The 19,322-nt window shown below is 74.2% G+C and carries 16 protein-coding genes; 6 read left to right on the top strand and 10 right to left on the bottom strand.

Annotated elements, in window-relative coordinates:
- The first annotated feature begins 60 nt into the window (after positions 1 to 60).
- Positions 61 to 285 carry a hypothetical protein gene (locus tag ACIRST_RS39890; RefSeq protein ID WP_350520151.1) on the top strand — a complete coding sequence of 75 codons (225 nt, stop codon included), beginning with the start codon at positions 61 to 63 and terminating at the stop codon, positions 283 to 285.
- Positions 286 to 458: 173 nt separating this feature from the next.
- On the opposite strand, the gene ACIRST_RS39885 is transcribed toward ACIRST_RS39890, so the two are convergent.
- Positions 459 to 842, bottom strand: a complete 384-nt coding sequence (locus ACIRST_RS39885; RefSeq protein ID WP_402809181.1) for a hypothetical protein — start codon at positions 840 to 842, stop codon at positions 459 to 461.
- A gap of 233 nt (positions 843 to 1,075) precedes the next feature.
- On the opposite strand from ACIRST_RS39885, the gene ACIRST_RS39880 reads away from it, so the two are divergent.
- Complete coding sequence (locus ACIRST_RS39880; protein ID WP_350520149.1) at positions 1,076 to 1,366, top strand: muconolactone Delta-isomerase family protein; 291 nt, start codon at positions 1,076 to 1,078, stop codon at positions 1,364 to 1,366.
- 40 nt (positions 1,367 to 1,406) lie between these two features.
- On the opposite strand, the gene ACIRST_RS39875 is transcribed toward ACIRST_RS39880, so the two are convergent.
- The 4 genes from ACIRST_RS39875 to asnB form a co-directional block, all read right to left on the bottom strand.
- On the bottom strand, positions 1,407 to 1,850 hold the full coding sequence (locus ACIRST_RS39875; RefSeq protein WP_350520148.1) for a hypothetical protein: 444 nt from the start codon (positions 1,848 to 1,850) through the stop codon (positions 1,407 to 1,409).
- Positions 1,851 to 1,926: 76 nt separating this feature from the next.
- A complete protein-coding gene (locus ACIRST_RS39870; RefSeq protein WP_350520147.1) occupies positions 1,927 to 3,381 on the bottom strand; it encodes a pyridoxal-dependent decarboxylase in 1,455 nt (484 codons plus the stop codon).
- A 130-nt stretch (positions 3,382 to 3,511) separates the two neighbouring features.
- Positions 3,512 to 4,630, bottom strand: a complete 1,119-nt coding sequence (locus ACIRST_RS39865) for a hypothetical protein (protein ID WP_402809176.1) — start codon at positions 4,628 to 4,630, stop codon at positions 3,512 to 3,514.
- 219 nt (positions 4,631 to 4,849) lie between these two features.
- The gene (gene asnB, locus ACIRST_RS39860; protein WP_402809174.1) at positions 4,850 to 6,706 is read right to left on the bottom strand and encodes an asparagine synthase (glutamine-hydrolyzing); all 1,857 of its coding nucleotides are present in this window, start codon (positions 6,704 to 6,706) and stop codon (positions 4,850 to 4,852) included.
- A gap of 284 nt (positions 6,707 to 6,990) precedes the next feature.
- On the opposite strand from asnB, the gene ACIRST_RS39855 reads away from it, so the two are divergent.
- Entirely contained in the window at positions 6,991 to 7,266 is a 276-nt protein-coding gene (locus tag ACIRST_RS39855) for a hypothetical protein (RefSeq protein ID WP_350520144.1), read from the top strand.
- Positions 7,267 to 7,352: 86 nt separating this feature from the next.
- Complete coding sequence (gene glmS / locus ACIRST_RS39850; RefSeq protein ID WP_350520143.1) at positions 7,353 to 9,179, top strand: glutamine--fructose-6-phosphate transaminase (isomerizing); 1,827 nt, start codon at positions 7,353 to 7,355, stop codon at positions 9,177 to 9,179.
- Positions 9,180 to 9,309: 130 nt separating this feature from the next.
- Here the strand turns inward: glmS and ACIRST_RS39845 are convergent, their stop codons facing one another.
- The 4 genes from ACIRST_RS39845 to ACIRST_RS39830 all read right to left on the bottom strand — a co-directional run bounded on the left by ACIRST_RS39845 (position 9,310) and on the right by ACIRST_RS39830 (position 16,577).
- Entirely contained in the window at positions 9,310 to 10,161 is an 852-nt protein-coding gene (locus ACIRST_RS39845) for a hypothetical protein (RefSeq protein ID WP_350520142.1), read from the bottom strand.
- Complete coding sequence (locus ACIRST_RS39840) at positions 10,158 to 14,384, bottom strand: AAA family ATPase (protein WP_402809170.1); 4,227 nt, start codon at positions 14,382 to 14,384, stop codon at positions 10,158 to 10,160. Before ACIRST_RS39840 ends, ACIRST_RS39845 begins: the two co-directional genes overlap by 4 nt.
- Before the next feature lie 184 nt (positions 14,385 to 14,568).
- Positions 14,569 to 15,480: a glutaminase gene (locus tag ACIRST_RS39835; RefSeq protein ID WP_402809217.1), complete on the bottom strand. Its 912-nt coding sequence runs from the start codon at positions 15,478 to 15,480 to the stop codon at positions 14,569 to 14,571.
- A 287-nt stretch (positions 15,481 to 15,767) separates the two neighbouring features.
- Entirely contained in the window at positions 15,768 to 16,577 is an 810-nt protein-coding gene (locus tag ACIRST_RS39830; RefSeq protein ID WP_402809168.1) for a DUF3152 domain-containing protein, read from the bottom strand.
- A 448-nt stretch (positions 16,578 to 17,025) separates the two neighbouring features.
- On the opposite strand from ACIRST_RS39830, the gene ACIRST_RS39825 reads away from it, so the two are divergent.
- Positions 17,026 to 17,241, top strand: coding sequence for a heavy-metal-associated domain-containing protein (locus tag ACIRST_RS39825; RefSeq protein WP_350520139.1), 216 nt, complete (start codon positions 17,026 to 17,028; stop codon positions 17,239 to 17,241).
- Positions 17,242 to 17,318: 77 nt separating this feature from the next.
- On the opposite strand, the gene ACIRST_RS39820 is transcribed toward ACIRST_RS39825, so the two are convergent.
- The gene (locus ACIRST_RS39820) at positions 17,319 to 17,942 is read right to left on the bottom strand and encodes a DinB family protein (RefSeq protein WP_402809165.1); all 624 of its coding nucleotides are present in this window, start codon (positions 17,940 to 17,942) and stop codon (positions 17,319 to 17,321) included.
- 100 nt (positions 17,943 to 18,042) lie between these two features.
- Here ACIRST_RS39820 and ACIRST_RS39815 point away from each other — a divergent pair, with 100 nt between their 5' ends.
- The gene (locus tag ACIRST_RS39815) at positions 18,043 to 19,083 is read left to right on the top strand and encodes a helix-turn-helix transcriptional regulator (protein ID WP_402809162.1); all 1,041 of its coding nucleotides are present in this window, start codon (positions 18,043 to 18,045) and stop codon (positions 19,081 to 19,083) included.
- Positions 19,084 to 19,322 lie beyond the last annotated feature (239 nt).

The raw sequence follows: 19,322 nt of genomic DNA, 5'->3' as shown, positions 1-19,322 counted from the left end.
CCCTTCGGATAGGGATGGCTCGGCTTCCGCCGATCCCACCTCGACCCGAAGGGGCTCCCCGTGTTCTCCAAGACCTTCGCACCGGCCACGGCCTGTGCCGCCCTGCTGCTGGCCGTACCGCTCGCCTTCGCCCAGTCGGCCGCGGCGGCCGACAACAGCCACAACGGCCCCAAGACCCCGCAGGAGGCCGCCGCCTGCAAGGCCGTCACCGGCACCCTGCTCGGCGGCTTCGGCTCCATGCTCGGCAACGCCCTGTGCGTCGTGCAGCCGGCCGACAAGGGCTGAGCGGCGCACGATCCGTCAGCGCACGGACCCTCCCCGGAAGGAGCGTCCGTGCGCTGACGTGGCATCCGGCGTCATGACGCTTGACGGACTCGCCGCGCGCACGCCGGCAATCCGCGCCGCGGTCGAGGCGAAGGCCGGGGACCGAGCCCCGGCGCCGGGCCCGCCCCGGGTTGTCAGGGCGTGCCGTCCAGCCGGGAGACCTGGTAGTGGGCGATGGCCCAGCCCCGCTCGGTGCGGCGCAGCAGGACGCCGAGCTTGACGGCGACGGTGGGCCGGTCGGTGAAGGAGAAGTCGACGCCCAGGTAGCCGAGGACGAGGTCGTCGGCCGGGCGCCTGGTCTCCAGGACGCGGTAGTCGGCGGTCATGCCGAGGGGCTGCGCGTCGTAGTAGGCGGCGATGCCGGGGCGTCCGACGCTGTACGGGTGCAGGCCCTGGAAGATCGCGTCCTCGGTGAAGAGGTCCGCGACCCGCTCGGGCCGGTGCCGGTCGACGTCGGCCTTCCAGCCGTCGAGGACGCTGCGCAGGATCGTTTCGTCGGCCTCGGTGGTGTGCTGCATGGCGGGTGCTCCCGGGGTGTGCGGCGGGGGAACGGCGCCCGGTGCTCGTCCGGCTGCCTACGGGGAGGATGCCGCCGCGGGGGAGTGCCCCGCCTCCCAGCGGGCGCAGGGCCGCCCGAAGTCGGTCCCGGATTCGTCCGACCGGCCCACCGGGGGCCGACCCGTCGTGGCGGCGGGCGGGGGCCGGGCCGACGATGAGGGGGCGGGGGCCGGGGCGAGAAGGGAGCAGGGCCGTGCAGGAGTTCCTGGTCGAGATCACCACCGCCATCCCCGAGGGCACCGCCGAGGAGGAGGTCGACCGGCGGCGGGCCGCCGAGGCCGTCCGGGCCCGCGAGCTGGCCGCCGACGGCCGGCTGGCGCGGCTGTGGCGCCCGGTCGGCGAGCGGCGCAGCATCGGTGTCTGGCGGGCGGCCGACGAGACGGAGCTGCGGGCGGAGGTGCTGGGCAGCCTCCCGCTGTGGCCGTGGATGACCGCCGTGGTGACGCCGCTCGAACCGCACCCCAACGACCCCGGCCCGGCCTGAGGCCCGGCCTGAGGCCCGGGCCCGGGGCGGCGGGGCCGGCTCAGGCGATGCGGGTCGGTACGTCCTGGAGGGTGTGGCCGGTGGTGGTCAGCAGCGCCGTCAGCACGGCCGGGGTGACCGAGGGCTCGGTGCGGAGGTAGAGCTCGTCGGTGGTGGGGTGGGGGTGGACGGAGAGCAGGGTGATCCGGTGGTCGGCCAGCGTGGTGGGGGTGTGGGCGAGGGCCGTGGTGCGCACCCGCCAGAGCGTGGCCGGTGGCGGGGCGTGCGGTGACCACCAGCTGTGGAGCAGGGCGGTGGTGAGCAGGGCCAGCGCGGAGGCGGCGACCACGACCGGGCCGTCCGGGCCGTGGACGACGATCTTCGCGATGAGGTCGGCCGCCGTGACGGAGAGGAAGACGGCGGCGAGTTCGACGGTGTCCCGGCGCCAGCGGTGGGTGCGGGGAGCGCCGGCGGCACGGCGGGGAGAGGGCTTCGAGTGCTCCATGCCACCACGGTGCCCGACCGGTGTTTCCCGGCCGGGCGTCCGTCGTGACCAGGCGGTTACGGTCCGCGCGGGGCTGTTACGGGAGCAGGTCGTGGGCGGCGGCCTTGACCTCGGCGAGCAGGAGGCGCAGGTCCTCCTCCGTCGTCGTGGCGTTGAGGAGGCAGGCGCGGAGCATCTCGTCGCCGCCGAGGCGGGCGCCGGTGACGAAGACCCGGCCGCGCTGCTGGACGGCGACGGGCAGCTCGCGGTTGAGGGCGTCGCGGGCGGCGGGGTCCAGGCCGGGCGCGCGGTGGCGGAACGCCACGATGGAGGTCTGGACCTCGGCGAGGAGCTCCAACTCCTCGTCCTCCCGGACGAGTTCGCCGAGGCGTCGGGCCAGCTCGGTGCACCGGGCGATGTCCCGGGTGAGACCGGCGCGGCCCCGGTGGGCGATGGTGGCCCAGACCTTGAGGGCGCGGAACGGACGGGTCTGCTCGGTGCCGTACTCGGAGAACCAGCCGAGCGCGCCGGCCGCCTCGTCGCGCAGGTAGGACGGGACGAGGCTGAAGGCGCCGCGCAGCTCCTCGGTGTCGCGGACCAGGGCGCAGCCGCAGTCCACCGGGACGCCCAGCCACTTGTGCGGGTCGAGGGCGAGCGAGTCGGCGCGCTCCAGGCCGTCGTAGCGGTGCGCGATGGCGGGGTCGAGCCGGCCGAAGGCGCCGTACGCGCCGTCCACGTGCAGCCAGAGCCGCTGCTCCTCGCACAGGTCGGCGATCGGGCCGAAGGCGTCGACCGCGCCGGTGCCGACGGTGCCGGCCGAGGCGACGACGAGGAACGGCAGCAGCCCGGCGGCCCGGTCGGCCTCGACAGCCGCCCGCAGCGCCGCGGTGTCCAGGCGGCCGTCGGGGCCGGTGGCGACGGTGCGCAGGTGCCTGCTGCCGAGGCCGAGGAGTTCGGCGGCCTTGCGGACGCAGGAGTGGGTCTCGCCGGTGACGTAGCCGACCAGCGGGGGCAGGCCCGCCAGGCCGTCCTCGCGGACGTCCCGGCCGGCCAGGCGGGCGGCGCGGTTGCGGGCGGCGGTGAGGCAGACGATGGTCGCCATCGAGGTGCCGGAGGTGAGCAGGCCGCCGCCGGCCGGGTGCGGGAAGCCGACGAGCTCGGCGATCCAGCGGACGACGGCGCGCTCCAGGTGGACGTCGGCGTGGTCGCCGCCGGCCGAGCTGGGGTTCATCGCGGAGGCGGCGAGGGTGGCGAGCACTCCGGCGGGGGCGGGTGCGGAGTTGACCCAGCCGAAGAAGCGCGGGTTGCCGTTGCCCATGGGGTACGGCATCACCTCGCGCCCGATGGCGTCGAGCAGCTCGGCGAGCGGGCGGCCGTCGGCGGGCAGCGGGGCGTCGAGCAGGGCCCGGCGCGCGGTCTCGTCCATGGGCTGCCAGACCGGGCGGTCGGGCAGTTCGGCGAGGTAGTCGGAGACCAGGTCGGCGGTGGCGTGGGCGGCGGCACGGAAGTCGTCGTTCGGGCGGGTGGCGGCGCGGAAGTCGTCGGTGGCCATGCGGGACACTCCAGGGAGGCCGGGGAGGGCAGGCGCGGCGTCCTCGGCGCACCCTGATCAGGCGATGGTCGGTGATCCTACGGAAAGGGCCCGCGCCGTGCGGCGCGGGCCCTCATGCTGAGATCGGGGGTCAGTCCAGCGAGCCGGACAGGCCGCCCGCGGAGCGGCAGTACCCCTGCATCTCCTTGTCGGTGATCTTGGCGCAGAGCCGGCCGGCCGCACCGCCGTCGGTGTAGTTGACCGTGTAGTAGCTGACCAGTCCCTCCGCACAGGCCTTGCGCTGCCAGCCGTCGGCGGCGGTGGCGCACTGCTGGGCGGCCCAGTCCTCGCGGTCCAGGTTGTACTTCATGGTCCGCGAGCCGACCCCGCGGCTGCAGTCCACCGCCCCGCCGCCGGCCTTGCCGTTGAGGCACCACTTGAGGGCGTCGGCGTAGACCTCGGGGTGGTTCGGGTAGTCGTGCGAGGAGAGGTAGAACGTCGGCGCGTAGAAGTAGCACGCGGACTGGAACAGGGCCGGCTGGTCCTTGCACGGGTAGAGCGGGTCCTGGGCGAGCTTGTCGGCGGGCAGGTTGGCCTTGGCCTGCTCGTCCTCCTCGTCCGGGCCGAAGAGCTGCATGAACAGGCCCTCGGAGCAGCGGATCCGGTTCTGGTCGCTGGTGAACTTGTTGCACAGGTCGCGGGCCTTGGCGACGTCCTGCTTGGCGACGAACATCGTGCCGTGGCCGACGCCGTGGATGCAGGGGCCGCTGTTCTTGGGCGCGCAGAGCTTGAGCAGGTCCACCTCGGGCTGGGTGGAGGCGTTGAGCATCTCCTCGACGGCGCCGTGCAGGTACCCGGCCGCGCAGGTCTCGTGCGGGTAGGAGATGACCTTCTGGAAGTCGGCGTTGAACCGCTTGACCGCCGCGTGGCCGAGCTCGTGCGCGATCGGGTGGCAGAAGCGCACGGTGTACGGCTTCTCCTTGGTGATCCTGTCGAGGTCGGCGAGGGCGACACCGGGGTCGGTGGCGTCCATCTCGGCCATCAGCTTGTTGCGCAGCGTCGAGCGGGTCCACACCGCCGGGTCGCCGGTCGGGGTGGCGCTCGCCGCGCCCGCCGAGGCCGGCTGGGCGCCGCCGGCGGGTGCCCCGGGGGCCGGGCCGGCCGGGGTCGCGGTGGCCGCCGCGGGCGACCAGTCGGTGACGGCCACCGACCCGAGGCCCAGGACGCCCAGGAGCAGGGCGGTGAGAATCGCGAAGACTCGCGGCTGCATGACGGGATCCCCCGGCGGATCGAGGTGAACGGTTCGCTCCCATCCTGACGGCACGGGGGCGGGAATCCGTGATTTCGCCCGCCATTCGGGAGATGTCGGCGACGCTACCGCACCGTGCGACGCCCGGGCTCGCCGGGATGGTTCCCGGAGATCACCCGGACGGCGCAGCGGCCGGGCAGCCGGCCCGGCGCGCCCGGCGGGCGCGCTGGTGCCGGTGCGTCAGAGCTCCAGGGTGACCTGGTACTCCGTCAGCCAGGCGTCCAGGTCCAGCGCGAGGTCGACGCCCAGCCGGACGGACTGCGGGTCGGTCTCCGGGGCGAGCGCGTCGGCGAGGCGCCGCGGGTCGAGCAGGTCGAGCGCCGGGGACTTCCGCTCGACGGCCAGTCGGGTGAGCTCGGCGCGCAGCTGGGCCGGGTAGTGCGGGTCGCTGGTCACCGGGTACGGGCTCTTCGCCCGGTCGGCGATCGCCGCGGGCAGGAGGTCCCGGACGGCGGCGCGCAGCAGGCTCTTCTCCCGTCCGTCGAAGCACTTCATCGCCCAGGGCGTGTTGAAGACGTACTGGACCAGGCGGTGGTCGCAGAACGGCACCCGTACCTCCAGGCCGTTGGCCATGCTCATCCGGTCCTTGCGGTCGAGCAGGATCCGCACGAAGCGGGTCAGGTTGAGGTATGAGATCTCGCGCATCCGCCGTTCCAACGGGTCGGCCGCGGGCAGGTGCGGGACCTCGGCGATCGCCTCGCGGTAGCGGGCCCGGCGGTACCCGTCCAGGTCGAGCTTGCGCAGCAGCTCGGCGTCGAGCAGCTGTTCGCGCGGGCCGGAGCCCAGGCCGGCGATGTGGGTGAGGCCGGCGGCCCAGGGGAAGTCCTCGGCGGCGACGGTCCGCGGGTCGTGGAACCAGCGGTACCCGCCGAAGAGCTCGTCCGCGGACTCGCCGGACAGTGCGACGGTGGAGTGCCGGCGCACGCCGCGGAAGAGCAGCAGCAGCGAGACGTCCATGTCGCCGACGCCGCCCGGCAGGTCGCGGGCGCGCAGCGCGGCGGAACGCCGGGTGAGGTCGGTCAGCTCGGCGGCGTCCAGCTCGATCACGCTGTGGTCGGCTCCGACGTGGTCGGCGAGCAGCCGGGCGAACGGGCCGTCCGGGGTCTGCCGGACCTCGCTGGCGTGGAACTCGCCCTGGCCGGTGAAGCCCACGGAGAAGGAGCGCACCGGGCCGGCGCCGGCGGCGCGCAGCGTCCGGGCGGCGAGGGCGGTGATGGCGCTGGAGTCGAGGCCCCCGGAGAGCAGTGAGCAGAGCGGGACGTCGGCGTCGAGCTGGCGGTGCACGATGTCGTCCAGCAGGGCCCGGACGGTGGCGACGGTGTTCTCCAGGCCGTCGCGGTGCTCGCGCGCCTCCAGCGCCCAGTAGCGGTGGACCGAGACGCCCTCCCGGCGCACCCGGACGACGTGGCCGGGCCGGACCTCGCGGATGTCGCGGTACGGCGTCAGACCGGGGGTGCGGGTGTGGGCGAGCAGTTCGCGCAGTCCGTCCAGGTCGACCACCGGGCGGACGGCGGGGTGGGCGAGCAGGGCCTTGGGCTCGGCGCCGAAGACCACGCCGTCGGGGGTGGGGTGGTAGTGCAGCGGTTTGACGCCCATCCGGTCGCGGACCAGCAGCAGCTCCTCGCGCCGGGCGTCCCAGACGGCGAAGGCGAACATGCCGTTGAGCCGCTCGGCGAGCCCCGCGCCCCACTCCAGGTAGGCGTGCAGCACGACCTCGGTGTCGCTGCGGGTGCGGAAGCGGTGGCCGGCCGCCTCCAGCTCCGCGCGCAGCTCGCGGTGGTTGTAGACCTCGCCGCTGTAGGTGAGCGCGGCCAGCAGCCGGCCGTCCTGCTCGACCGTCATCGGCTGGGTGCCGCCCTCGATGTCGATCACCGCGAGGCGGCGGTGGCCGATCGCGGCGTGCGGTTCGAGGAGGACGCCACCCGCGTCCGGGCCGCGGCAGAGCTGGGTGGCCGTCATCGCGTCGAGGACGTGCCGGGCCCTCGGTTCGGCGGTGAGGTCGCGGTCGAAGGCGACCCATCCGGTGATCCCGCACATCAGCAAGCCTCCGGTCTTCCGCTTCGTGTTCAGGGGATCACGCTACGTGTGGATCCGGTGGCGCTTCAAGGGTTCGGCGGAAGACGAACGAACGGGGGGCGGGTGATCGCCGGGGGTGTCGCCGGGGGGCGTCGAGGGTGCGCGTGGGGGTGCGCGTGGGTGCGGGTGCGGGGTGGGTGTCGGGGGTGCTGCGGGGGCGGGACTGGGCCGATAGCCGTCATCCCTGCCCGATTTCGGGCAGGATCTTTGGCTTCGACGGGTGGTGCGACCTAGGCTGCTCACTCGTGCCGAGCTCATCCCACCCTCATGAAGACCTTCTCGCCCACCTGACCCGGACCAGCCCGCTCGGGCCCGGGGAGGCGGCGCGGGTCGTGGCGGAGGTGCTGGCGTACTTCTCCGAGAGCACCGAGGAGTACGTGCGCCGACGCCACACCGAGCTGCAGGCACGCGGTCTGACCAACGAGCGGATCTTCGCCCGCCTCGCCGAGGAGCTCCCGCAGCGCCGCGTCGCGGCGCCGGAGCTCTCGGCCCGCCAGCTGCGGCGGATCGTCTACGGCTGAGCGCGGACCGCCCACGGCCGGGCGACGCCGCCCATGGCCGGGCGACGTCGCCCACGCCCCCGTCACTACCAACGAGGAGTCCACGCATGTGCGGAATCGTGGCCTACATCGGCCCCAAGGACGCGACCCCCTTCCTGCTGGAGGGACTGGCCCGGCTGGAGTACCGCGGCTACGACTCGGCGGGCGTCGCCGTCACCGGGCGCACCGGCGGCATCAAGCTGCGCAAGGTGAAGGGCCGGGTTGCCGACCTCGCCGCCGCCGTACCGGCCCGGTTCAAGGGCACCACCGGCATCGGCCACACCCGCTGGGCCACCCACGGCGTGCCCAGCGACGCCAACGCGCACCCGCACCTGGACAACGCCGAGCGCATCGCCGTCGTCCACAACGGCATCATCGAGAACGCCGACGAACTGCGCGCCAAGCTGACCGCCGACGGCGCCGTGTTCCGCTCCGAGACCGACACCGAGGTGCTGTCCCACCTGATCGCCGCCCACCTCACCGAGGGCGTCGAACTGGAGGACGCGGTGCGCGCCGCGCTCGGCCGGGTGGTCGGCACGTACGGCATCGCGGTGCTCGACGCCGACCAGCCCGACCGGATCGTGGTCGCCCGCAACGGCAGCCCGATCGTGCTGGGCATCGGCGAGAAGGAGATGTTCGCCGCCTCCGACGTCTCCGCGCTGGTCCGCTACACCCGCCAGGTCGTCCACCTGGAGGACGGCGAGCTGGCCACCGTCCGGGCCGACGGCTTCCGCACCTTCACCGCGGACGCCCGCACCACCCACCGTCAGCCGTCCACCGTGGACTGGGAGATCGACTCCTTCGACACCGCCGGCTACGAGCACTACCTGCTCAAGGAGATCCACGAGCAGCCCGGCTCGGTCGAGCGCACGCTGAGCGGCCGGCTCGACGAGCGCTTCGCCACCGCCCACCTCGGCGGCCTCAACCTGGACGCCCGGGAGCTGCGCGAGATCCGCCGGGTCAAGATCCTCGGCTGCGGATCCGCCTACTACGCGGGCGAGATGGGCGCGCAGCTGATCGAGGAGCTGTCCCGGATCCCCGCGCACAGCGAGCCGGCCTCGGAGTTCCGCTACCGCAACCCGGTGATCGAGGCGGACACCCTGTACGTCGCGGTCAGCCAGTCCGGCGAGACCTACGACACGCTGGCCGCCGTCCAGGAGATCAAGCGCAAGGGCGGCCGGGTGCTCGGCGTCGTCAACACCGTGGGCAGCGCGATCGCCCGCGAGTGTGACGGCGGCATCTACCTGCACGCCGGGCCGGAGGTCTCGGTCGCCTCCACCAAGGCGTTCACCTCCACCGTGGTCGCCTTCGCGCTGCTGGCCCTGCACTTCGGCCGCATCCACGACCTCTCGCCCGCCGACGGCCGCCGGATCGTCTCGGCCCTGCAGGCACTGCCGGACCAGATCCGCGAGGTGCTGGAGCAGAGCGAGTCGATCGCCGAACTCGCCGCCGAGTACGCCGAGTCCGCGGGCATGATGTTCATCGGCCGGGTGCGCGGCTACCCGGTGGCCCGGGAGGGCGCGCAGAAGCTCAAGGAGATCTCCTACGTGCACGCCGAGGCCTACCCGGCGAGCGAGCTGAAGCACGGCCCGCTGGCGCTGATCAGCCCCGAACTGCCCACCGTGGCCCTCGTCCCGGACGACGAGCTGCTGGAGAAGAACCTCACCACGCTGGGCGAGATCAAGGCCCGGTCGGGACGCGTCATCGCCGTCGCGCACCGCCGCCCGGAGGAGAAGCTCGCGGACCACTGCATCCTGGTGCCCAAGAGCGAGCCCGAGCTGGACCCGCTGCTGCTCAACATCCCGCTGCAGCTGCTCGCCTACCACGCCGCCGTCGCCCTCGGCCGCGACGTGGACAGGCCGCGCAACCTGGCGAAGAGCGTGACGGTGGAGTAGCCGTCACGGTCGGCGCCGTCATTGCAGTCGGCGCCGTCGTGGCAGCCGGCGCAGTCGGCGCGTGAAGTCGTCGGGCCCCGGTCGCTGTGCGGACGACCGGGGCCCGGCCGGTTCCGGGGGTGTTCGCGGTTCAGAGGTGCTCGCGCACGGCTGCCGCCACCGCTGCGGAGCGCAGGTAGCGGGCGGCGGTGTGGAAGTCGAACAGCGCGATGCTCTCGGTGAGGTCCCGGTCGACCTCCGGGAAGCGACGGGTCAGCGGACGGGGGACGGCCACCGGGTCGCCGTGGTCGCTGATGTTGACCCAGCGGCGCACACCCGGAGGGCGCCGCCCGATGCCGTCCTCGGGGGCGGGCGACAGCCGGTGGAAGACACCGTGGGGCAGGGCCAGCGGGGACCCGAGCGTCAGCAGCAGGTCGACCTCGATCTCGGGGTGGGCGTGCAGCGCCTCGTAGGTGACGACGCTGCCGAGGGAGTGCGCGATCACGATCCGCGCCTTGCGGTCGGCGATGGCGTCGGCCACGCCCTCCCGGGCGGCTTCGCGGGCCCCGGCGCCGCCGAGGTAGCGGGCGACGTCGCGGAACAGCGCCGCGACGAAGGCCCGGGTCAGCCTGCCGTCCAGGCTCAGGTGCTCGGCGACCATGCCGGCGAGGTGGCGCAGCGGTACGGTCAGCCGTCCCTGCGCCGTCGCCTGCGGGAGGCCGAGGGCCTCGGCCCAGTCGGCGGCCAGGGCCGCGGCGGCGGGGTCCTCCCGCTCCAGGCGGTCGAGGGCGGCGTCCTCGTCCCCGCCGCCCTGGGCGGTCGGCCGGTCCGCGTGCAGGTGGTGAGCGTAATAGGCGTAGGTGAGGTCGATGTGCTCGGGGGAGAGGGCGAGTCCCCGGGCGAGGTCCTCCGCCCAGCGGCGGGAGCGGGCGGTGACGACGTCCTGCGGGGCGTGGTCGGGGGCGTGGTGGCCCACGCCGTGGACGGCGACGATCGGGGTCACGGGGTACCTCCTGGGGTGGGCGGGGTCGGGCGCAGGACGGGGCCGTTCGGGTCGAGGTCGAGGCGGATGACGTCCGGGCCCATGCCGACGAAGACACCGCCGTCCGGGCCGACGGCGACGGCGAAGATGCTGTCCGGGAACCAGAGCCGGTGGAGCTGGGTGCCGGTGGTCAGGTCCCAGAGGCGCAGCGTGCGGTCGAAGCCGCCGGTGAGGGCGCAGGGGCGGCCGTCGAGGACGGCGGGGGCGACGGCGAAGACGGCCTCGGTGTGGCCGAGGAGTTCACGGCGGTGGGTGCCGTCGAGGTCGGTGAGGTGGACGCTGCCGTCCTCGTGGCCGCTGAGGACGTGGGGACGGTTGTCGACGGTGCACACCGCGAGCGCGTGGACGTCCCAAGCGGCGTTCTGGAACACGCGCTCCGGCCGGGTCCGGCGGCCCGGGGTCACCTTCCAGACGACCCCGCGCCGGTCCCCGACGAGCACGGTGCCGCCCACGGTCGTGAGGCTCGTGACCTCGGCCGAGGCCCGCATGAGGCGGGTGATGCCGGGCCGGTCGTGGCGGTGGAGCCACACGTGGCCGTCCTCGTCGCCGGTGACCGCGTGCCGGGATCCCCCACCGAGGGAGAGCGCGGCGATCACGGTGTTCGACCTGGGCTGGGCCGGCGACACCCAGAGGTTCCTGCCGTCCGGATCGACGCCGAGGACTCCATGGGCCTGACCGGCCACCAGGACGAGTGTTCCGTCGGAGCCGGGACTCACCGCGATGCTGTTCGGCCAGGCTCCGGTGAGGACGAAGAACCGGTCGCGGTCGTCGGCGCGCTGCGCATCGATCACGCCGATCTCGCCCTCGCGGCTGGCCGACACCAGACGGCCGTCCGGCAGCACCGCCAGCGCGGTGACCGCGTGCCGGTGGCCCCGGCGCTGGCGCAGCGCGAACTCGCCGTCCGGGTTCCAGATCCGGACGGTACCGCCCTCGCCGGCCGTGAGGAGGCACCAACGGCCGTCCACGGTGGCGTCGGTGACTGCGGTGATCGCCGTGGTGTGGGTCGCGACCATCCGCCAGCGCTCCTTGGTCGCGCCGTACACGAAGACGTGGTCGACGTGCGCCATCCGGACGGTGCCGTCGTTGCTCCCGGTGAGGAGATGGCGGTTCGGAGCGCCGCCGTGTCGGCGCGTCGCGGAGAGCACGGTGATCTCACCCGCGTGCCCGGACTCCCTGCTCCTCGGCCGGACGGTGCGTCCGAACAGGCTCACGGCTCCGGACTCGTGGGCCGTGGCGACGTCCGGTCCGTCCTCGTCCAGGGCGGTGGCCGCGGTGACCGGATCCTCCCGGCCGTCGACGTGACGGACCGCGATCCGCGTGCCGTCCGCGTCCCAGGCCGTGACGCCTCCGTTCTCCTGGTGGACGAGAACACCGGTGCCCCGGTACCGCGCGAGCCGCCGAACGGTGCCGCCGTACCTGGGCAGCGCGACGGTGGCGAGCGCGTGCCCGGTCTCCGCGTCCCAGTGGCGGAGCCGTTCGTCCTCCCCGGCGCTGACGACCCGTGGTACGCCGTCGACCGACAGCGTGACGACCGCCCAGACCGGACCGTTGTGCGCCTCGGCGGTCCACAGCGGGCGACCACTGGTCAGGTCCCAGCCGTGCAGCCTGCCGTTGTCGTCGCCGGTGACGGCGATCGGCCCGCCGGGCAGCTCGGCCGCGGCCACGCAGCCCACCGCGGCGCCGTGGTCGGGAAGTTGGAGCACGGTGGTGGCCGTTCGCAGGTCCCAGAGGCGGGCCGTACCGTCCTGACCCGCGGTGAGCGCGTGGGCCCGGCCGTTGATCTCCAGGGTGGTCAGGTCCCAGATCTTGCCCCGGTGCCCGATCAGGGTGGTGAGCAGCCGGGTGGCCAACGGGCGTCCGGCCGTCCAGGTGACGGTCCACGGACCGTCGGCGGACAGCGCGGCGGACAGTTCACCCAGCTGGTAGCGGGCGGCGTCGAGGGCGAGGATCTGGCGGCGTTCGTCCGGGGCGGCGGCGCTGTGGGCGCCGAGGGAGGCGCGGTAGACGACGCCGTGGGGGTGCTGTTCACCGCTGTGGTACAGCTCGGCCGACAGGGCCGCCGGGTCGGCGTGGACGAGGAACTCCGGGTCGTCCAGCAACTCGGCGAGCGCGCCCGCCTCGGCGGCGTGGCGGGCGGCGTGCCGGAGCAGGTAGTGCTCGGCGGTGGCCCACTGCGCGGGGCGGTCGGGGACGGGCCGGACATCGGCGAGCAGGCGCTCCCAGAGCGTCCGGGCGTCCAGCTCGGGGCGGGCGCGCAGCCGGTCGGCGAGGCCCTGGTGGAAGATCCGGTACAGCGGGGTGCCGTCCCCGTCGGGGGAGCGGCGCAGGTAGAAGCGGGCGGTGTCCAGGAGCGCGTCGGTCGCGTCGGTGCCGGCCACCACGCCCACCAGGCGTTCGGGCATGCCGGTGCCCTCGGCCCGGGCGATGGCGGTCAGCACCGACCGCAGGCGCTGGTCCGGCTGGTGGCCGAGGTCCAGGTCGAGGATCGCGTCGAGGGTGCGGGGGACGGCCCGGCCCAGCGCCTCCGCGTCGGCCGGGGTCCGCAGGGGCGGTCGCTGCTCCAGCAGGTACCGGGTGTAGAGACCGGCGACCAGGAACTCGCCCCACTCCGGCTCCGCCGACACCAGGGTGTCGGCGACGGTGCGGGCCAGCCGGTCGACCAGGCCGCGTTCGTGGGCGTCGTACGGCTCCGCGCGGCCCAGCAGGTCGGCGACGAAGTCGGCCAGCTCCTCCCGCAGGCGGTCCCCGGGCACCTCGCCGAGGTCGAGCAGGCCGTCCTGGCCGCGGGCGGTGTCGAGGAGCAGCCTCAGCCCGGGCTCCGGGCGGGTCGCGACCAGCACCCGGCACAGCGGTGAACCGTCCGGCCGGCGGCGGGAGATGAGTGGCGACAGCAGCGCGGTGAGCAGGTCGACGGGATGCTCGGCCTCGTCGAGCGCGTCGAGCAGCAGCACCGGCGCGGTCGGCCGGGCGTGCAGGGCGTCGATCAGTCGATCGGCCGTCCAGGGGCTGCTGCCGCTGCTGCCGCTGCTGCCCGGCGGCAGGGGCAGCTCCCACTGGGCGGCGAGCGACGCCACGACGGCGGCCAGGCGGCGTCGGCGGGCGTGGACCACGGCCAGGCCGGGGACCTTCCGCGGCGCCGACCTCCGCAGGGTGCCCCAGACGTGCTGGGTGGGCGTGCGCAGCGCGGGGTGCGCCGCACAGGCGAGCATGCCCAGCAGCGCGGACTTCCCCACACCGGGCTTGCCGGTGACGACCTGCAGCGCCGGGCCCTGCCCGTCGAGCCAGCCGCAGAGCCGGTTCAGCTCCTCGGTGCGGCCGGTGAAGGAGGTCAATCCCTGTGTGCCGTAGGCCTGTTGGTGGCCGAGCGCGCGGCTGACGAAGTGTCCGGCGTCGGCGGTCTCGTCGAGCAGGGCGGCCAGCTCGGGGTGCGTCCCGCCGCCGCCGGGGCGGTGGCGGGGATTGCGGAAGAACCGCAGGTGGCCGAGGTCGGCGCCGAGCGCCGCCAGCGGGCGCTCGATCCGCTGCTCCGGCCCGCCCCGGCCGAGCTCCTCGACCCGGCGGGCGAGTTCGCGGCAGAAGCGGTCGATCGGGATGTACTCCAGGGACTCGTCCAGCGGCAGCGTCCCGTCCGCGAAGCCGCCGAGTACCTCGGCCACGGCGGAGCTCAGCCGGCCGTCGTACGCCGGGTCCTCGGGGCGGCTCGCGGCGACCACCCAGACCCGGCGCAGCTCCGGCCGCACCAGCCGCTCGAAGTGGCCCCACACGACCCGGCCGGAGTAGCAGAGGTCGAGGAGGAGCAGGACGGTCGGGCCGCCCTCGCCCGCCCGGGCCTCCACGCCGGTGATCCAGGTGGACAGCTCGTCCGTGAGCAGCCCGTCGCCGCCGACCACGTGGAGACCGTTGGTGATCCGGTCGGACGGCTTCCCGTGCGCGAGGAGGTGGACGACCACGAAGCCCGGCCCGCTGTGCAGCGCGGCCCGCACCGCCTCCGACAGGGCCGCCGCGGTGGCGGCCGGATCGGCCGTGGTCTCCACCGGCGTGTAGCGGTACCGCTCGGTCAGGATGCCGCGCAGCCGCTCGGCGCGGTCCGGCGCGTAGGCGAGCCGCGGCCACGCGGGCGGCACCTCGTCGGCCGGATCGCCCGCCTCGCCCTCGACCCCCACCACGAGCGCACGGTGCTGCACCGGCCGTCCCCCAACTCGCCGCCTGTGTGCCCGGTCCTGCGGGCGTGATCCGGAGTCAGGTTACCGAGCGGGAGGGTCGGCGGGGTGTGGTGGGCCGGTCAGTTGAACGAGCGGGAGGGTCGGCGGGGTGTGGTGGGCCGGTCAGTTGAACGAGCGGGAGGGTTGGCGGGGTGCGGTGGGCCGGTCAGAAGACCGAGCAGCCGGACAGGGTGGTCAGGGTGTCCAGGGCGGTGACCGCGGCAACCGAGTTGCCGGCCTGGTCGAGGCGCGGGCCCCAGGCGCAGACGGCGGCGCGACCGGGGAGTATGGCGAGGATGCCGCCGCCGACGCCGCTCTTGCCGGGGAGGCCGACGCGGAAGGCGAACTCGCCGGCGGCGTCGTAGGTGCCGCAGGTCAGCAGGACCGCGTTGATCCGCTTGGCCTCGCTGCGGGACATCAGGTGGGTGCCGTCGGCGCGCACCCCGTAGCGGGCGAGGAAGGAGCCGGCCAGGACCAGGTCCCGGCAGCTCGTCGTGAGGGCGCAGTGGGCGTAGTAGTGCTCCAGGACGGTCTCGACCGGGTTCTCCAGGTTGCCGTGGCTGGCGATGAAGTGGGCCAGCGCGGCGTTGCGGTGGCCGTGCTCGGCCTCGGAGGCGGCGACCACCGGGTCGGTGTCGAGCCCCGGGTTGCCGGACTCGCGGCGCAGGAACTCCCGTACCGCGCCGGAGGCGTCGCCGGTCATGGTCTGCAGGCGGTCGGTCACCACGAGGGCGCCCGCGTTGATGAACGGGTTGCGCGGGATGCCGTGCTCGGTCTCCAGCTGCACCAGGGAGTTGAAGGGGTTGCCGGACGGCTCGCGGCCGACGCCCCGCCAGAGCGTGTCACCGCCGTAGGCGACCGCGAGCGCCAGGGTGAACAGCTTGGACACGCTCTGGACGGAGAACGGCTGCTCCCAGTCCCCGACGCCGTGCAGCTCCCCGTCGACGGTGGCGACGGCCATGCCGAAGGACTCCGGGTCGGCGGTGGCGAGGGCCGGGATGTAGTCGGCGACCCTGCCCTGGCCGCGGGTCGCCCGGGCGGCCGTCTCCGCGGCCGCCAGCAGCACCGGCCAGTCCAGGTTCTCCCCGCCGGGCACACCGTTCACCGTTCGTCCTCCACGTTCTGCCGCGTTCTGCGATGCTCTGCCACGTTCACCAGCCGTCGGAGCCGCCGCGTCGGTACGGACGCGGTCTCCGGGCTGGGCTGCGCTCGGGACGGTGTCCTGCTCACTGCGGGTGGCGGCTCGCGGCGGACCGCGGCTCGGACCGGGCGCGCGCGGTGGGGCGGCGTCCGGTCCGACCAGGATTATCCGTGTTCCGGGAGGACGGTTTCGGCAGGGGGTGGGGGTGGCGCCGCCGGGACGGGCTACGGGGCGTTGGTGGGGGCCAGGACGGGCGGGCCGGTGAGCAGGGTCCCGGTGTCGGAGTAGGGCCAGCCGTTGGGGACGCAGCCGTGCAGCCCCTTGATCTGCTGCATCATCACCGGTGCCGGCTCGCCCGGCCCCGGGCAGTCGACGTGGCCGTTGCCGAGGATGTGGCCGACCTCGTGGTTGATCGCGAGCGCGTGGTAGAGCTCGGGCTTGCCCTGGTAGAACTCGGACAGCTCGGTCCAGCGCTTGAGGTTGATGACCACCTGGTGGGTCACGCCGCAGTTCACCCAGCCGCCGGTGTCCAGCCCGTACTGGCCGCAGATCCGGTCGGTGGACTTCGGGGTGGCCAGGTAGACCGTGAAGTCCACCGGGTCGGCGGGCATCCGCTGGAAGGAGGCCGTGCCGCCGGCGGCCCAGCCGTGCCGGACGTCACCGAGGACCGCGTCCACCTCGGCGGCGAACTGCTCAGGGCTCTCCGCGATCCCGTTCTCCACCCGCACCTTGTACCGGTACAGGTGCTCGCCGGTACCGAAGCGGGCCGAGCCGCCGGGCGCGGTGGTGAACGCGAGCGGGGCCGGCCCGCGCTTCCGGTCGCTCCACGGCTGCCACCACAGCAGACCGGCCGTCACCGCGGCCACCAGGGCGAGGGCGAGCGCGCCGTGCCAGGGCTTGCGGGGGCGCAGCCGACGCAGGCTCGGGCGGCGGGGCCTCGGGGGTCGGGGGCCCGGGCGGCGGAAGCCGGGGCGGCGGGAGCCGGGGCGGCGGGAGCCGGGGCGGCGGGAGTTCGGCTCGGCCGGGGTGCTCAACGGCTGCTCCCGGCGTGCGGGGCCGTGTGGGACGGCAGGCGTACGGCGGTGGCTTCCGGTCGGTCGGGTATCGGGGCCAGTGTGGACATGGTGGAACGGCTCCAGTGCGGGGACCGGCACGGCCTGGTCGGTACGGGGGGCACGTGTTCGGGTCGTGCGTGTTCGGGTTGTGAGTGCGTTCGCGTTGTGCGTGTTCGGGTCGTTCGTGTTCGGGTGGTTCGTGTTCGGGTGTTCGGGTCGTGCGTATTCGGGTCGTATTGGGAGGAACGGGCAGGGGAGGGGCGGTGGTTCAGGCCCCTGTCGGATGTACGTCCCGGTCGGTTCCCGGAACCGCTCGATGGTGTCACCCGTGCGGCGTGTCCCTGGGACCGGGCCCCGGATTCGGGTGTGGTGGGCGGGTCGATCCGTTCCACCTGTCCGTCACGGGTACGTCTTGGGAGGCGCCGTCATGTCCACCACCGCTGTTTTCGCCGTCGAAGGGATGAGCTGCGGCCACTGCGAGAGGACGGTCAGCGCCGGGCTCTCCGCGCTGCCGGGCGTCACCGACGTCGTCGCCGACGCGCCCAACGGGCGGGTCACCGTGGCCTCCGCGCAGCCGTTGGACGAGGACGTGGTCCGCGGCGCGGTCGACGGGGCCGGGTTCACCCTGGTCGGGCCGGCCTGACGGCGGGTTCGCACGGCGCGGGTTCGCACGGCGCGGGGTCCGTCGGTCGCGACCGACGGACCCCGCCGACGTCCGGCTCAGCCCATCGTCTTCGCGCCGTCCAGGGCTTCGCGGATGATGTCGGCGTGCCCCGCGTGCTGGGAGGTCTCGGCGATGATGTGCAGCAGCACCCGGCGGGCCGACCACGAGGCGTCCGCCTGGAACCAGGGGGCCTTCGGCAGCGGGTGGGCGACATCCAGGTCGGGGAGGGTGACCACCAGCTCGTCAGTCCGGCGCGCCACCTCCTCGTAGGCGGCCAGGACGTCGGCCAGGGTCTCCCCGGGCAGCATGCGGTACTCGTCGGCCCGGCGGGCGATGTCCTCCTCGGTCCAGGTGGTGAAGTCGGGCATCGCGGACGGGCCCTCCACGATGAAGGCCGCCCACAGCCGCTCCATCGAGGTCACGTGCTTGACCAGGCCGCCCACGCACAGCTCGCTCGCGGTGGTCCGCAGGCCCGCCTGCTCGTCGGTGAGGTCACGGGTGGTGAAGCGCAGGAAGTAGCGGTGCTTCGCCAGCGCCTCCAGGAAGTCGGCGCGCTCGCCGGTGACGTTCGCCGGCACGGCGCCGGCGGTGGCGGTGGTGACGCTGCTCGCGGCGTTGGTGGTGGTCGCGGTCGTGGTCTCGCTGGTCGTGTTGGTGGTCGCGTTGGTGGTCGCGGTCATGGTTCTGGCCTTCCGTTCGGTTCCTGCTCCCTCGGACAAGAACAACGTTACGGACCATTGCGGCCACTTCCTGTCCTGAATCCCGGGAAGAATGGGACCCATGGCGAACACCAGCACCCGGACGCTTCGGCTGCTCTCCCTGCTCCAGACCCACCGGTACTGGCCCGGCGATGAACTGGCCGACCGGCTCGGCGTCTCCGTCCGCACCCTGCGCCGGGACATCGACCGCCTGCGCGAACTCGGCTACCCCGTCGAGGCACAGCGCGGCGTCGACGGCGGCTACCAACTGGCGGCCGGCGCGGCACTGCCGCCGCTGGTCATCGACGACGAGGAAGCGGTGGCCCTGGCGGTGGGCCTGCAGGCGGCGGCGGAGAGCCCGGTCGAGGGCGTCGCCGAGGCCTCAGTACGCGTGCTGGCGAAGGTCGTCCAGGTGATGCCGGCCCGGCTGCGCCGCCGGGTGGAGGCGCTGCGCGCGATGACCGTCCCGGTCGACTGGGGCGCCCACGGGGGCGTGGGCGTCGACCCGGACGTCCTCACGGTGGTGGCGCTCTCCTGCCGGGACGACGAACGGCTGCGGTTCGCGTACACCGCCGCCGACGGGCGCGGTTCGGAGCGGCACGTCGAACCGCACCGGCTGGTCTGCCTCAACCGCCGCTGGTACCTGGTCGCGTACGACCTCGACCGCGCCGACTGGCGCAGCTTCCGCCTCGACCGGCTGAGCGCCCCGCAGGGCAGCGGCGCCCGCTTCGCCCCGCGCACCCTCCCGGCCGCCGACGCGGCGGAGTTCGTCCGTGCGGGCCTCAACGGCGTGCCCCGGCCGCACCGGGTGGAGGCGCTGGTCGACGCGCCCGCCGACTACGTCCGGGCGCGCGTCGGCCGCTGGGGCACCGTCGAGCCCGTCGCCACCGGCCGCTGCCGGCTGCTGATGACCGCCGACTCCCTGGACTGGCCCGCCATGGCCCTGGGATCACTCGGCGCCGACTTCGAGGTGATCGGCCCACCCGGCCTGCGAACGCTGCTGGAGGACTGGAGCACCCGCTTCAGCCGCGCGGCCGCCATGGCCGCCCCGGGCGCCCCGGGGGAGGCGGGGGATGCCGGGGAGGCCGGGGATGCCGGGGTGGATGCGGGGCGATCGGAGTAGGAAGTCGGGCGGGCCGACTTCTGGCGCACCTCTGGGGGCGGGGCGTGCCGTCATGGTCTGGCCGCCCGGGAGAAATATGCAGACCGGTCTACTGATTTGTTGGAGGGTGGGTGGGGGCGGTGCACAGAAAGTCGGGTGGGCCGACTTCCTGCGCGGGTGCCGGAGTTGGGTGAGCAAGAATATGTCGATCGGTCTACGTATTCCTGGTGCGGGCCGGGCCGGGCGGGGCGGGGCGGGGC

Origin of the sequence: Kitasatospora sp. NPDC101447 (genome assembly GCF_044767225.1) — a bacterium.
In the GTDB taxonomy this organism is placed as follows: domain Bacteria; phylum Actinomycetota; class Actinomycetes; order Streptomycetales; family Streptomycetaceae; genus Kitasatospora.
The sequence above is the reverse complement of the archived record's forward strand: the minus strand, read 5'-3'. Positions and strand labels throughout refer to the sequence as shown.

What these genes read in the sequence shown, in the direction of transcription:
- glmS (WP_350520143.1), top strand. Translation starts at nt 7,353, where the DNA reads ATGTGCGGAATCGTGGCCTACATCGGCCCCAAGGACGCGACCCCCTTC.
- asnB (WP_402809174.1), bottom strand. Translation starts at nt 6,706, where the DNA reads ATGTGCGGGATCACCGGATGGGTCGCCTTCGACCGCGACCTCACCGCC.
- ACIRST_RS39865 (WP_402809176.1), bottom strand. Translation starts at nt 4,630, where the DNA reads ATGCAGCCGCGAGTCTTCGCGATTCTCACCGCCCTGCTCCTGGGCGTC.
- ACIRST_RS39870 (WP_350520147.1), bottom strand. Translation starts at nt 3,381, where the DNA reads ATGGCCACCGACGACTTCCGCGCCGCCACCCGCCCGAACGACGACTTC.
- ACIRST_RS39825 (WP_350520139.1), top strand. Translation starts at nt 17,026, where the DNA reads ATGTCCACCACCGCTGTTTTCGCCGTCGAAGGGATGAGCTGCGGCCAC.
- ACIRST_RS39885 (WP_402809181.1), bottom strand. Translation starts at nt 842, where the DNA reads ATGCAGCACACCACCGAGGCCGACGAAACGATCCTGCGCAGCGTCCTC.
- ACIRST_RS39820 (WP_402809165.1), bottom strand. Translation starts at nt 17,942, where the DNA reads ATGACCGCGACCACCAACGCGACCACCAACACGACCAGCGAGACCACG.
- ACIRST_RS39875 (WP_350520148.1), bottom strand. Translation starts at nt 1,850, where the DNA reads ATGGAGCACTCGAAGCCCTCTCCCCGCCGTGCCGCCGGCGCTCCCCGC.
- ACIRST_RS39815 (WP_402809162.1), top strand. Translation starts at nt 18,043, where the DNA reads ATGGCGAACACCAGCACCCGGACGCTTCGGCTGCTCTCCCTGCTCCAG.